Origin of the sequence: Variovorax atrisoli 110B (assembly GCF_000382045.1) — a bacterium.
Lineage (GTDB): Bacteria > Pseudomonadota > Gammaproteobacteria > Burkholderiales > Burkholderiaceae_C > Variovorax > Variovorax atrisoli.
The window spans coordinates 321120-335890 of the sequence record NZ_KB907455.1; the positions used below are offsets into that span (position 1 = coordinate 321120).

Annotated in this window: 7 protein-coding genes; 3 read left to right on the plus strand and 4 right to left on the minus strand. The window is 71.6% G+C overall.

The window, feature by feature from the left end:
- The first annotated feature begins 1 nt into the window (after position 1).
- Positions 2-1741, plus strand: a complete 1740-nt coding sequence (locus G369_RS0119310) for a ShlB/FhaC/HecB family hemolysin secretion/activation protein (protein ID WP_026346497.1) — start codon at positions 2-4, stop codon at positions 1739-1741.
- A gap of 254 nt (positions 1742-1995) precedes the next feature.
- Positions 1996-7362 (plus strand): two-partner secretion domain-containing protein, encoded by a 5367-nt coding sequence (locus G369_RS0119315; RefSeq protein WP_019655672.1) that lies wholly within the window; start codon positions 1996-1998, stop codon positions 7360-7362.
- 213 nt (positions 7363-7575) lie between these two features.
- On the opposite strand, the gene G369_RS0119320 is transcribed toward G369_RS0119315, so the two are convergent.
- Positions 7576-8214 carry a cysteine hydrolase family protein gene (locus G369_RS0119320; protein ID WP_019655673.1) on the minus strand — a complete coding sequence of 213 codons (639 nt, stop codon included), beginning with the start codon at positions 8212-8214 and terminating at the stop codon, positions 7576-7578.
- A 99-nt stretch (positions 8215-8313) separates the two neighbouring features.
- Here G369_RS0119320 and G369_RS0119325 point away from each other — a divergent pair, with 99 nt between their 5' ends.
- Positions 8314-9279 carry a GlxA family transcriptional regulator gene (locus G369_RS0119325; protein ID WP_019655674.1) on the plus strand — a complete coding sequence of 322 codons (966 nt, stop codon included), beginning with the start codon at positions 8314-8316 and terminating at the stop codon, positions 9277-9279.
- 125 nt (positions 9280-9404) lie between these two features.
- On the opposite strand, the gene G369_RS0119330 is transcribed toward G369_RS0119325, so the two are convergent.
- The 3 genes from G369_RS0119330 to G369_RS0119340 form a co-directional block, all read right to left on the minus strand.
- Entirely contained in the window at positions 9405-11396 is a 1992-nt protein-coding gene (locus G369_RS0119330) for a hybrid sensor histidine kinase/response regulator (RefSeq protein ID WP_019655675.1), read from the minus strand.
- Entirely contained in the window at positions 11393-12463 is a 1071-nt protein-coding gene (locus G369_RS0119335; protein ID WP_244164353.1) for an ABC transporter substrate binding protein, read from the minus strand. Before G369_RS0119335 ends, G369_RS0119330 begins: the two co-directional genes overlap by 4 nt.
- A 283-nt stretch (positions 12464-12746) precedes the next feature.
- The gene (locus tag G369_RS0119340; protein ID WP_019655678.1) at positions 12747-14639 is read right to left on the minus strand and encodes an ATP-binding response regulator; all 1893 of its coding nucleotides are present in this window, start codon (positions 14637-14639) and stop codon (positions 12747-12749) included.
- Positions 14640-14771 lie beyond the last annotated feature (132 nt).

Consider the following 14771-nt stretch of genomic DNA (forward strand, 5'->3'; position numbering starts at 1 on the left):
CATGAAAACCTGCCAACGCCCCATGTCGATCACGCCGATCGCCTTTGCAGTCACGGCCCTGGTCGGCGCCACGCTGCTCGTTGCGGCCCAGCGCACGCACGCAGCCGAAGCGGACGGCAACGCCACCGAACTGCTGCCGACCACGGACCCTTGCGGCACCTGCGACCGGCCGGTCGCCCAGGCGCCCACTGGCACCGTTGCGCCGCAGAGCCTGCCCGCGCCGCCGCGCGACAGGGGCGGTGCCGCCGGCGCGAGCTTCAGGCTCAACGACCTGCGCCTGAACGGCGTGAAGGCGCTGAGCAACGAGGAGCTGCAGGCCATCACCGGCCCCTTCATCGGCCGCGACGTGACGCTCGCCGACCTGGAGGAACTCGCCAAGGCCATCACCGCGCGCTACAAGGAGCGCGGCTACTTCCTCGCGCAGGCCGTGGTGCCGGTGCAGACGGTGCGCGACGGCATCGTCGAGATCAGCGTGATCGAGGGCCGCCTGGGCAAGGTCGACGTGACGGTCGCGCCCGATGCGCCCATCGCCGAGTCGCGCGTGCGCGGCTTCCTCGCGCCGCTGCAGCCGGGTGCCGCCGTGAGCGCACCCGACTACGAGCGCGCGATGCTGCTGCTGTCGGACCAGCCGGGCATCAAGGTGTCGTCGGGCCTGCAGGAAGGCACGCAGCCCGGCACCACCGATCTCTCGGTCGAGGTGGCCGCCGCGCCGCGCTGGGCCTTCACCGCCGAGGGCGACAACCACGGCACCAAGGAATCGGGCCGCTACCGCGTGGGCGGCACCGCGCGCTGGCTCAGCCCCTTCGGCATCGGCGACAACCTCGACATGCGGCTGATGGTGTCCAACAGCAACGCGCTGCAGTTCGGCCGCATCGCCTACGAGGCGCCCATCGGCACCAGCGGGCTGCGCGCGGGCGTCGGCCTCTCGCGCGTGAGCTACGAGCTGGGCGGGCAGTTCGCCGACCTCGACGCGCGCGGGCGCGCCAACGTGCTCGACTTCTCGCTGAGCTATCCGCTGATCCGCCAGCGCCAGCAGAACCTCTTCCTGCGCCTGGGCGTGGACGTGAAGGACCTCACCGACGAGCTGCGCGCGGCCGACTTCAATTCGAAGAAGCGCGTCAACGGCCTGAGCCTGGGCTGGACGTGGGAGCGGCGCGACGAACTGCTCGGCGGCGGCTACTGGGCCAGCTCCGGCACGCTGTACCACGGCAACCTCTCCATCCGCGACCCCGAGAGCCGCGACTTCGACCGCAGCACCACGGGCCACAACACCGCGGGCGGCTTCACCAAGCTGAGCTTCCAGTTCTCGCGCCTGCAGGCCATCGTGCCGCGCCATTCGCTGTACCTGTCGGTGGGCGGGCAGTGGGCCAGCAAGAACCTCGACGCGTCGGAGAAGCTCTCGCTGGGCGGCGCGCGCGCGGTGCGCGCCTACCCTTCGGGCGAACTGCTGGTGGACCAGGGCGTGATCGGCACCGTCGAATGGCGCTGGTCGTTCAACGAGGAGCTCACGCCCTTCCTGTTCTACGACGCCGCGCACGGAAAGATCGTGCGCAACCCCACGCCCTACGACGGCGTCAACAGCCACAGCCTGCGCGGCTACGGCGTGGGCCTGAGCTGGTCGCGCCCGGGCAATTTCTCGATCAACGCGACGCTGGCCTGGCGCGCCGGCACGCCGCCCGCGCAGACCGATGGCGGGGGCCGCAACCCGCGGCTGTTCGTGCAGCTCATCAAGGCGTTCTGACATGGCACTCCCCCAGGCTTCGCGCACTTCGTGTCGCTTCGCCACACCCCTCCAGGGGCGACACCGGCGGCCGGCAGAGCCGGTTCCGCGGAGACCAGGTTCTCCCCCAGGCTTCGCGCACTTCGTGTCGCTTCGCCAACCCCCTCGCCGGGGCGACACCAGCGGCCCGGCAGCGCCGGTTCCGCGGTGTCCCGCGAATTGCGCACGCCGGTTTCATGCATTGCGCTCAAGCGAGAACGTCGTGGAACACTGAAATGAAACAACGCAATCCATCTTCGCGAGCTCCCGCGCGGCGCCTGCAGCTGCGGCCCATCGCGCTGTCGCTGATCTGCGCGGGTGCGGCGCCCGCCATGGCGCAGGTGCTGCCCACGGGTTTCACGCCGCTGGCCGGCAACGTCACCATGTCGCAGGCGGCGAACGTGATGACCATCAACCAGGGCCTGGCGCGCGGCATCGTCAACTGGACGAGCTTCTCCATCGGCGTGGGCGGTGTGGTGAACGTCGTGCAGCCGGGCGCTTCCAGCGTGCTGCTCAACCGTGTGACGGGCAACGAGCTTTCCACCATCGCGGGCCAGCTCAACGCCAACGGGCGCATCGTGCTGGTCAACCCCGCCGGGGTGCTGTTCAGCCAGGGCTCCACGGTCAACGTGGGAGGCATCATCGCGTCCACGCTGGCCATGACGACCAGCGAAGCCGATTTCCTCAACCCGGCGACGACGAAGTTCAGTTTCGAGCGTGCGGACGCCAGCACGGCATCGGTCATCAACAACGGCCGCATCACTGCGACGGGCGGCGGCCCCGTGGTGTTGATGGGCGCCACGGTGGCCAATGCCCGCATCGGCAGCGATGACGACAGCGGCCGCATCACGGCCGACGGCGGCACCGTCGCGCTGGCCTCGGGCCGCAAGATCACGCTCGACCTTGCCGGAGACGGCCTGACCAACATCGTCATCGCGACCGATGCGATGGCCACGCACGCCAGCGTGAGCAACAGCGGCGCCCTCCAGGCCGATGGCGGGCGCGTGGCGCTCGTCGGCCGCTCGGCCACGGTCGGCGAGCTGGTGGTGAACCAGCGAGGCACGGTGCGCGCGCGCAGCGTGGGTACGCGCAACGGCGAGATCTTCCTGGGCGGTGGCGAGGACAACGAAGTGCAGCTCACCGGCGGCACGCTCGACGCCACCGGCGCCGCCGCAGGCGAACGCGGCGGCGACATCCGCGTGCTGGGCGGCAAGGTGACCGTGCAGGGGCTGGCCGACGGCACCAAGGGCGTGGCCGATGCCAGCGGCCAGGCCGGTGGCGGCTCGGTCACGGTGCAGGGCTATGACGTGGCACTTTCGCCGAACGCAGTGCTGCGCGCCGACGGCACGGGCGCAGGCGCCGGCGGCACGATCAGCGTGGGCACCGCGACCGGCGCTGCCTTCGCAGGCGATGCCGCCAACCCGCTGCCGGAGCGCGAGTCGCATGTGCAGGTCTTCGGCGAACTCACCGCGCGGGGCGCCAGCAGCGCTGCCGGGGGCAGCATCACCACGAGCGGCGACTTCGTGCGCATCGACCCGGCGCGTGTCGACGCCGCAGGCGGCGCGCAGGGCGGGGCCAACGGGCGATGGACGGTGTCGACTGGCAACAACCTCACCGTGGACGCGGATGCCGACATGCCGGCCTACGACGGCGCCTATCCCTCCCTGTCCTTCAGCGACGTGAGCGCGCGCGCCGTGGGCGCCACGCTCGGGCGCGGCACCGACGTGACGCTGTCGAGCACCCGTACCGGCGACAGCGCGGGCGTGACCTTCGGCAATGACGCGCAGGTGGTCAAGAACGAGGGCGGCAGCGCCACGCTGCGCGTCGACTCGGCCGGCGGCATCGCGATGAACAGCGGCTCGGCCATCGACGCGCGCGTGGGTGCGCTCAACGTCGACTTCAACGCCGACTCGACCGGGCTGGTGGCGAAGAATGCCGCGCAGGTGAACGTCGGCGGCGGCAACCCGAGCTTCGAACTCGACTACGGTGCGTCGATCATCATGAGCGGCGCGACCATCGACGCCAACGGCGGCAACATCCGTTTCTTCGGTCAGGGTGACGCGAACAACGGGCGCGCGGTCGGCGGTTCTCTGTCGCACAGCGAACTGACGTGGAGCGACGGCATCTTCCTGAGCAACAGCACGCTCGCGACCAGCGGCGCCGGGCAGGTCTCGCTGCGCGGCCAGGGACGCACGCGGGTCGACTCGCAGGACAGCGACACCAATTTCGTCTACGTGGGCACCGGCGGCGTGTCGCTGCAGGACAGCGCCGTGCAGGGTGGCAGCGGCGGCGTCAGCATCGACGGACTGGCCTCGCTCGGCGGCGACGGCGTGCGCCTGAGCAACGGCACCAAGGTCTCGACACCGGGCAACGTCACGGTCACCGGACGAGGCGTGGACTGGACCGACAACACGCTGCCGGCCGGCTCCATCGACACCACCACGGCGGTCAACATCGACAGTTCGTCGATCGAAGCCGGCGGCGACGTGCGTATCGAAGGCACGGGCGCGAACCTGCAGGCGCTGACCAAGTACCTCCAGTTCGCGGCCAATGGCCGCACGGCCGGCGGCGGCAACGGGGTGGCGCTGTCGGGCAGCGTGAGCGCGGGCGACGGGCGGCGCATCGACATCGTGGGCAAGGCCGGCAGCGCAGGCTTCACCGCCGCGCTGGACGGCGGCGGCGCGGTGGTCACCACGCCCACCGGCATACCGGTCTATGGCGTTGCGGTGAGTGCCGATTCGTCGCAGCCGAATCCGCTGCGAACCGCCGGCGGCACCATCGCGCTCGACGCCCAGGACACCGACATCTCGCTGCGCATGAACACCTTCGGCTCCGGCCTCGGCGCCGCGCCCGACGGCGCCATGCTGTCGGTGGCCAGCAGCACCGGCCAGGGAGGGCATATCTCGCTGACCGGGCGCAACGTGCTGGTGGAAGGCTCGCAGAACTTCGACGGTACTGTCCTGCCCGCCACTCTCGATGCCGGCGGTGCCACCGGAGGCGGCAGCATCGACATCACCGCAAGCAATGTCATCGCCCTCGGCAGCAACAGCAGCCTGGATGCCAGCGCCGGCTCGGCGGGCGGCAACGGCGGCACCATCAACGTGATCTCGGGCGACACGCTGCGCGCCTACGGCAGCATCTCCGCACGCGGCGCGGGCGCAGGCAACGGCGGCAAGATCGAGACGTCGGCACCGCACTTCGCGCTGGCGGGGCTGCGTGTGGACGCGTCGGCGCAGGCGGGCTCGGCGGGCCAGGCGGGTACGTGGACCATCGATCCCTACAACGTCACCATCGCCCACGGCACCGCCAGCGGCAGCCTCACCGGGGACCCCTTCGTGCCGATCGCGAACTCCACCGTGCAGGACGGCGACATCAACGCGGCGCTCGACAAGGGCACCAGCGTGACGATCACCACCGGCACGGGCGGGCTGGCGACCGACGGCAACATCAGCTTCGACACGCTCGCGGCCATCCAGCGCACCACCGGCGGCGCGCCGGTGACCTTCCAGCTCGACGCGGCACACAACATCAGCGGCTCCGGCGCCACCAACTCGATCCAGTCGACCGGTGGCGCGCTCAACGTCGTGTTCAACGCCGGCGTGGGCGGGCAGGGCGGGGCGATCAGCTACAACGGCAGCATCGCCACCAACGGTGGCGACGTGACGATGAACGCCGCCGCCGGCGCGAGCTCCGGTTCTGCGATCGCGCTCAACAGCACCACCATCGACACGCGCACCACGGCAGGCGACGCCGGACCGGGCGGCTCCGTGTCGATCACCGGCACGCGCAGCCTGCCGACCACGATCGTCAACACGGTGCCCACGGTGGACCTCACCGGCGTCACCATCACCAGCAGCACCGGCGACGTGACGATCTCGGGCATCGGCCAGCACGGCGACGGCGTGCGCATACAGAACGGCACGGCACCCAGCCAGATACTCACCACCAGCGGCGACATCTCCATCGCCGGCGTCGGCGCCAGCTACACCTACAGCCTCTCGCCGCTCTCCGTGCAGAGCGTGGACATCACCGGCGCAACGGTGATCCGCAGCGTCGACGGCAACATCGGCATCCGCGGCCTCGTGACGCCGGGCCCGCTCGATGCGCCGTCCGGCGGCGTTCTGGTGGGCGGCACGACGCTCGTCACCACGCTGGGCCTTGGCAGCATCGACATCGCGGGTGAATCCCAGGCCAACGGCACGGGCCTGACGGTCGCTGCCGGCGCGCGGGTGAGCGGAAACAACAACGTGGTGCTGCGCGCAAGCAACAACGGCAGCTCCGACGCGCTGGTGCTGGCCGGAAACGTCCGCGCCGGCAACGTACTGAACCTGCGCCCCGGCGGCGTCGACGCCGCGGGCAACGCGGTCGATCGCACCGCCAACCCCATCACGCTGGGCGGTACCGCAGCCAACGGCTTCGCCGTATCGGCCGACGAGTTCACGCGCCTCGATGCGCCCACCATCGTGGCCGGCAGCAACGCGCACGCCGGCAACATCGCCGTGGTGGGTCCGCTCACTTTGCCAGGCGCACTGACATTGCAGAACGGCGGTGGCGGCGGCATCCAGCTCGGCGGTGCGATCACCGCATCGACCGTGGGGCTGGTCTCCGCCGGCGACATCACGCAGACGGCCGCGGCACCGATCACCGCCGGCACGCTGCTGGCGCGCTCCACCGGCGGCAGCGTGCTGCTGGACCAGGCCGCGAACAACGTCAGCGCCGACACCCTGGGCGGCGGCGCGGCCGGTGCCTTCCGCTACGTGGACGTCGACACGGTCAAGCTCGGCCCGGTGAGCGTCACCGGCTACGACGCCGCGGGCAATGCGCCGCAGGTCGTGTCGGCAACATCGATGGCCGCCAATACCGTGGCGGTGCGCACGCTCACCGGCGACCTGCTGCTGGGCACCGACGTGAGCAGCACCGGCGGGGTCGACCTCGTGGCGGGCTCGCGTTTCCAGAACACCGGCAGCTACGGCATCACCGGCGCGCCCTGGCGCGTGTGGGCCAACACCTGGGTGGGCGAGACGCGCGGCGGGCTCGCGGGATCGGGGCTGTATCCGAACCTCTACCACTGCGCCTACTCTGGCCTGTGCGCGGTGAGCATTCCGGCGGGCGCCAACCATTTCATCTACGCGCAGCAGCCGGTGGCCACGGTGGTCATCGGCAACGCGAGCCGGCCCTTCGGCTTTCCGAATCCGCTGTTCAGCTATGGCATCGGCGGGCTGATCCTGGGCGACACGGGCGCCGGCTTCGCGGGATTCATGTTCTCGCCCGCGCTGCAGACCAGTCCGCCGGGCGTGTACCCGATCAACGGCAGCTTCACTTCGGCCGAGGGTTATGCGGTCAACGTGGTGCCGGGCAACCTGTTCGTCAACCAGATGCCCGACCTGCCGCGCCCCGATGCGCTGCGCGACCTGCCCGCCACCTGGGTGTACGACCGCAACATCGGCCCGCCGCCGATCTGCTTCGCCACCGGCCCGCTCGACGGCGACCGCGCATCGCAGGGCGGCGACGTGCTGGCGCGCGAATGGTCGCGCGTGCGCTCGCGGCCCAACCTCTCGAGCTGCGTCGACACCGAGAAGCGCAACGGCTGCGCCGATTTCTGAGGCGAGTGAACGCTGTTGCGGAGCGGCGGTGGCGAACCGTTGTGCAAGGAGGCAAGGCCGCCTCATGCACGTGGTCTTCGGCGTCGAGAGCAACCGGACCGCCAACGCCGGGTTCGCCGGCATTTCGAGAGGCCTTCCAATGATCTTTTGGAGGTCGGCTTCTCGAGGTGAGCGCCTTGCGCGAGGCGCGCGGCCCCGCGAAGCTCGCGCAGGTTATGCGATGCCTCGTGCGCGCCGGTTCGACATCAGCACGTTGTCCTTCGGAATGGCCTGGCCCTCGCGCATCGCCGAGATCCAGGCGTCCGTCGTGGTCACGGCCGCGAAGTTGCTGTGGAACACCACGCTGAAGACGCGGTGGATCTCCTCCGCCGTGACCTTGCCCGCGGCGTTCTCGTAGGGGAGGGCGCCGCTGGCGTCGGAGATGAACTCGACGGCCAGGCCGCGGTGCATGGCCTCGTACACGGTGGAGGCATCGCAGTTGTGCGTCATGTAGCCGGCCACGCTCAGCGTGTCGATGCCGTGGCGCGCGATCCAGTCGGCGAAGTCGGTGCCGGTGAACACGCTCGGAAAGCTCTTGGTGACGAGGTGATCGTGCGGCCGCTTCGCGATCTCGGGATGCAGCTGGCCGTTGTGCGCATCGGCCTGGAACACGGGCGCGCCCTTGGGCGCATGGTGGCGCACCACCACCACGGGCGTGCCGGCGGCGTGGGCGGCGTCCATGGCCCGGGTCACGTTGGGCAATGTCTGCAGGATGGGCGGGTATTCGATGGGCAGGCCACCGCCTTCGAAGTATTCGTTCTGCACGTCGATGACGACGAGGGCGCGGCGTGGCGCGGGCGTGTTGCTGCTCATGAATGGCTCCTTCTGCTGTCGGTTCGGACGGCTTGATTCTTCCTGCCGGCACCGCCGCCCGAAAGTGGCCCGAAAGCCATTCATCGATAAGATCGGGCCATGAGCTCGCCAGCTACGGAAACCGTCGCCGTCGTCGCCTTCGATGGCATCAGCCCCTTCCACCTTTCCGTGCCCTGCATGGTCTTCGGCGAAGACCGCACGGACGCGGGCGCATCGCGCTTCCGCGTGCAGGTGTGCGCGTCGGAGCCCGGCGAACTGCGCACCAACGCGGGCTTCTCGCTCGTGGTGCCGCACGGGCTGGAGGCGATACGCCGGGCGCGCATCGTGGTGGTGCCTTCATGGCGCGACGACTGCAGCGCGGCGCCGCCGGCGCTCATCCGGGCGCTGCAGGCGGCGCACCGGCGCGGCGCGACCGTGATGGGCCTGTGCCTCGGCGCCTTCGTGCTGGCCGAGGCCGGCCTGCTCGACGGCCGCCCGGCCACCACGCACTGGAAGCTGGCGCCCGCCTTCGCGAAGCAGTACCCGAAGGTGAAGCTGCAGCCCGAGGTGCTCTACGTGGAAGACGGCAACGTGCTCACCTCTGCCGGCACCGCGGCGGGCATCGACTGCTGCCTGCACCTGCTGCGCGTGCGCTACGGCGCCGAGACGGCCAACCGCGCCGCGCGCCACATGGTGGTGGCGCCGCACCGGCAGGGTGGCCAGGCGCAGTACATCGAGCAGCCCGTGCCCGCCGCCGCCGAGCGCGACCGGCTCGCGCCGCTGCTCGAATGGCTGGGCCGGCACCTCGACAGGCCGCACGATCTCGACGACCTCGCGCGGCGCGCGCTCATGAGCCGGCGCAACTTCACGCGGCGCTTCCGCGAATCCACCGGCACCACCGTCGGCCAGTGGATGCAGAACCAGCGCCTCGCGCTCGCGCAGCGGCTGCTCGAGACCACCGACCATCCGGTGGAACGCATCGCCACCGGCGCCGGCTTCGGCTCGGCGGTGTCGCTGCGCAAGCACTTCGTCTCGGCCTTCAAGCTGTCACCCACCGCCTACCGCCAGCAGTTCTCGCGCGCATGAACGAGAAAGAGGGCGTGCTTCGCATCAGGAAACCCTGAGTGCCAGGGATACCGCGGAACCGGCTTTGCCGGGCCGCAGGTATCGCCCCCTGGAAGGGGGTTGGCGAAGCGACACGAAGTTGGGGGTCAGACCATGATTTGCCGCCGCGTCGTCAGCAGCGCGCGCAGCTTGGCCGGCGCGACCGGCTTGGTCAGCAGCATCACGCCGCCGTGGCGCAGCCGCTGAAGCACTTCGGGCCCGGTGGCGCCCGACACCAGCACCGCCAGCGCATCGGGCTGCAGCCGCCGGGCGGCGTCGATCACGTCGACGCCATCGCCGTCGCCCGCGAGTTGCAGGTCGCACAGCACCGCGTCGTAGTGGATGTCGCCGGTGCCCAGCCGCGCGATGGCCTCGGCGCCGGTGCTCACGCATTCGACCTGGCAGCCCCACTGCTCCAGCAGCGCGCGGCTGCCGTCGAGGATGGCGGGGTCGTCGTCCACCACCAGGCATCGCAGTCCGGCCAGCGGCGCCGGTGCGATCTGCGGCGGCTGGGGCGGCGTCACGTCGGCCAGCCGCGCGGCCGGCAGCGTGAAGGCGAAGGTGCTGCCGGCCTGCAGCGCCGAGCGCACGGTGATGCGCGTGCCCAGCAGCGCCGCGATGCGCGCGCAGATCGCCAGGCCCAGCCCGAAGCCGCGGCGCCGGTCGCGCTCGGTGTTGGCCACCTGGTAGAACTCCTCGAAGATGCGTCCCTGGTGGATGGGCGCGATGCCCACGCCGTTGTCGCGCACCTCGATGCGCACGCCGCCCGCGCTGCGCCGCGCCGCCACCAGCACCGTGCCGCCCTCGGGCGCGTGGCGCAGCGCGTTGGTGACGAGGTTGCCGACGATGCGCCGCAGCATCGACGCATCGGATCGCACGGCCAGCCCGCGGTCGCTCCAGCGCAGCCGCACGCGGGCCTCGACGGCGGCTGCGGCGTGCTGTGCGTCGAGCTGGTCGAACAGCTCCGCGAGCGGCACCTTGGCGATGGCCGGCGTGAGCACCTGCGCGTCGAGCCGCGAGATCTCGAGCAGGTCGTCCAGCAGCACGCCCATGAACTCGGTGCTCTCCTGCAGCCGCAGCACGGCCGGGCGCTGCGCGGGCGAGGCGCCGGGCAGCAGGCCGTCGATGAACAGGCCCATGGCATGCAGCGGCTGGCGCAGGTCGTGGCTCGCGGCCGCGAGGAAGCGTGCGCGCGAGAGGGCCGCCTGCTCGGCCTCGGCCATGCGCTGCAGCGCGACGGCGGTGGCCTCGCGCACCTGCTCCTCGCTGACCTGGCGGTTGCGCTGCAGGCGCTCGGCCAGCCGGTCGATGTCGTGCGCGAGCACCGCGAGCTCGTGCGTGCCTCGCGCGCCGCCTTCCGCCACGTCGCAGCGCACCTCGAAATGCCCCGCCTCCAGCGCCGCGACCGTGCGCGACACGCGCCGCAGCGGCCGCGCCACCGTGCGCGCCATGTGCCGCACCGAGGCCCACGCCGCGATCAGCGCGACCAGCGCGATGCCGACGCCCGCGATGAGCGAGCGGCTGCGCTCGCGCGTGTAGGCCGTGGTGTCGCGGAAGGTCTGCACCAGCCCGATGGGCGCATCGCCCGCCGCGGTGGAGCCGGCGGGCGCGAAGGCGCTGGCGCGCGAGGCCTCGCGCAGCGTGACCGGCGAGGTGAACATGCGCAGCTGCCCCAGCGACGGCGTCTTGGGCCCGGCGGTCACGTAGATGCCGGCGCTGTTGCTGATCTCCACGCGCGTGACCTGCCCGCCGCGCAGCGCGGCATTGGCCACGTTCTGCAGGGCCGGCACATCGCCCGCGTAGAGGCTCAGGTCGGACATGGCCGCCACCTGCTTCGCGACGGACTGGCCTTCGGCGTCGAAGGCGGCTTCGAGGGTCTGCAGCCGGTTGTGCGTGAACCAGCCGGTGAGCGCCAGCGCCACCGCCGCGCACGGCACCACGCCGAGGCGGAACAGGTCGCGCTGGAGGTTGCCGCGCAGGACCAGCGTGTGCGGCGAGCGGAAGGACGCGGGCGGCTGCGAAGCCGAAGCGGCCGGCGCATCCGCACCCTCCGCCCCCGTGGGCTCGGCCGGGTCGAGGGAAGGTGGAGCGCTGCTCATCGCGGGGCCGCGAGCCGGTCGGTCAGTTCCCGTTCCTCCGGCAGGCGCAGGCCGAGTCCGCGTGCCACGGTGGCGTTGACGCGCACGGCGGCCGGCGTAGCGGCTTCCACCAGCGGCGCGTTGTTGCTGCTGCCCGCCCCGGCCGCGGCGGCGCTCGCGACCTTCTGCCCGAGCTGACGCGCCTGCTGTGCGAGTTGCGAGGGCGTGGAGACCGCCGCTGCCAGCCCGCCCGACCGCACCAGCCCCTCGCTGGCGCCGAACACCGGCAGGCCCGCGCTCGCGCCGGCGCGCAGCACCGACAGCGTGGCCGCCTGGTTGTCGCCGATCAGGTCGGGCAGCACCATCAGCGCGTCGCTCTGCGGCACCACCAGCCGCAGCGCCGAGGCGATCGACCGCGCGTCGGGCACGTACTCCACGCGCAGGTCCCATGCCGGGTTCGCGCCCTGGGCGGCGCGCTGCAGTTCGCGCACCAGCGGCTCCGACTCCGGCGTGGCGACCACGCCCACGCGGTGCTTCTGCGGCAGCACCGCATTGACCAGCGCGAGCTGGTCGGCCATGGCCGGGTCGCGCAGCAGCACGCCCACGCGGCGGTCGCCGCGCCGCAATGCCGGACTGGATGCCTTGAGCGTCTCGTATTCGAGCCGGCTGAGCATCGCCAGCACCAGCGGCTCCTGGCCCGGCCGCTCGATGGCGGCGCGCGCGGCGGCAGGGCCGACGGCCATGGTGAGCGGCGCATCGGCGGCCGCGCTGCGCAGGCTGCGCGTGCGCACGCCCGCGTTGGCGGCGCGTTCTTGATCGGGGGCGGGAGCGAGGGCCGCCGCTTCGGGCTGCGCGACGGCCGCACCGCCCGGCGGGATGCGCACCAGCTCGAACCTGCCGCCGGGCTCCTGGTCGGCGCGCAGCTGCTGCACGAACTCGGAAGAGGCCGCCATGTCGTCGCCCATCAGCACCGTGAGGCTCACGGCCGCCGCGCCGCCGGCCGCCGCGGCCCAGGCGAGCATCGCCGCCAGCGCGATGCGGACGGCGCGCCACGGCCTTCTCGAGGAGGGCGGGAGGACGGGAATCACGGCAACAAACATGGACTGCTTCCGCAGCGAGAGGCGAATGACCCAATGTAAGGACGCCCCCTTCTTCGCGCGATAAGGCGGAGGGCTTATGTCAGCGTCCGCGGCGCCCTGCCGGTGTGACGAATTCCTCGCGGCGATGGCCGCAAGGCCTATGCCTGACGGAGTAGCTGGTTCTCCCCCAGGCTTCGCGCACTTCGTGTTGCGCGCGCCTTCCCCCTTCCGGGGGCAACACCAGCGGCCCGGCGAAGCCGGTTCCGCGGTGTTTCGCGCAGGCAGACATTCTTTAAGCGCTGGCTGCCTGCGCTGCCGCGGCTCGCTGCGCCTGGATCGCCTGGCGCAGCACGCGCGGCGACACCGGCTTGTAGAGCACCGTGATGCCGGCGCTCGCCACCTCGCGCAGGCGGTCGGGCTTGGTCTCGCCGGTCACAAGCAGGCGGGCGGTGCCCGGGCCGATGCCGCGCGGATGGCGCTCCAGCGCGGCGATCACGTCCAGGCCGTTGTCGCCGCCTTGCAGCAGCAGGTCGCTGATGACCACGTCGGGCGGCTGCGCCCAGCCGTCGGCCATGGTCAGCGCCTCGGCGCGGGTCTGCGCGGGCAGCACCTCGGCGCCCCAGTTGGAGAGCACCACCGTCAGGCCCTCGAGGATGGTGCGCTCGTCGTCGATCACGAGGATGCGCACGCCGGCCAGGCTCTCTTCTTCCTCGATGGCGGCGAGGGAGGGCGCCGCCGCGGGCACCGGCAGCGCGGCGGCGGCCGAGCGCACCAGCACCCGCACGCAGGTGCCCTTGTTCAGCTTCGATGTCAGATCCACGCGCGTGTTGAGCAGCTCGGCCAGCCGCTGCACCGTGGCCAGGCCCAGCCCCATGCCGCGCGCGCCGCGCGATGCCGCCTGCCGGCCCGCGGGCTCGACCTGGTAGAACTCCTCGAACACCCGCGCCTGATGGTGCGCGGCGATGCCCACGCCGGTGTCGACCACGTCGATGCGCACGCCCCGCCCGCGCCGCCGCGCGCCGATCAGCACGCCGCCCTCGATGGTGTGGCGCAGCGAGTTCGACACCAGGTTGTTCAGGATGCGCGAGAGCATCACGTAGTCGCAGCGCACCCACACGTCGGTCTTGCGCACCACCAGCCGCAGGCCCTGCTGCTCGGCCACCGGTCGGAAGTTGCGGCTGATCTCCTCGAAGAGCCGGTCGAGCGGGAAGTCGATCCACTGCGGCTGCAGCACGCCCGCGTCCAGCTGCGACAGGTTCAGCAGCTCGGAGAAGAGGCGGTCCAGCGAATCCACGCACTCGCGGATGTGGCCGATGCGCTGCAGCTTCACCGGATCGCTCTCGCCGTTGGCCAGCCCGTCGGAGAAGAGCGTGAGCGCGTGCAGCGGCTGGCGCAGGTCGTGGCTGGCGGCGGCCAGCAGCCGGGTCTTGGCCTGGCTGGCCACTTCGAGCAGCTGGTTCTTGCGCGCCAGCTCGGCGGTGGCCTCGTTGATGCGGCTCTGCAGCAGCCGGTGGCTTTCGGCGAGCGCGCGCGCGGCCTCGTTGAAGCCCTGCTGCAGGTGGCGCACCTCGGCCGTGCCCTCGATGGCCACGCTCGCGTCCTCGCCCGCGCCCAGCCTGTCGACCGCCTTGCCCAGCGCGCGGATCGGCTCGCTGATGCGCCTGGCGGCCCACCAGCCGGCCAGGCCCACGCCCACCAGGCTGATCGCGAGCACCAGGCCCACGTTGAGCCACACCGAGCGCCGCGCGCTCTGCACGGCCGCCAGGCTCATCTCGACCATCACCTTGCCGTTGTGGCGGCCGTCGTCGCTCACGATGGGCACCACCACCTGCAGGCCCTCGGCGCGGGCGCGGTCCATGGTCTCGGAGTTGGCGACGATCTCGCCGTCCTCCGTCCAGATCTGCACCTGCTGCACGTTGGGCTGGTAGGTGCCCGACTGGGCGGTGCGCGCCAGCGCGCGGCGGTCCATGCGCGCCAGCGGCGCCTGCGCCACCGTGGCCACCTGCAGCGCCACGGTCTGCGCGTTGGCGCGCATCAGCTCGGTGAGGTTGCCCAGGTGCTGGCGCGTCAGCACGGCGATGGCTGCCAGCGTGGCCAGGGCCGCCGGCACCATCGCCAGCAGGATCAGCTGCTGGGCGAAGGTCAGGCGCCCCAGGCTCCTGATGACGCGGAAGTTCCAGTTCATGAGGGCATCGCAGGCATGGGCGCCGAGCTTAGGAGGGCGTTCCGGGGCAGGAAAGCTGGGAAAAACATCACAACAAATGTTTGCAATTGATATTTAATGGCGTCCGCGCTGCCATGTTAGACCCGCCGATGC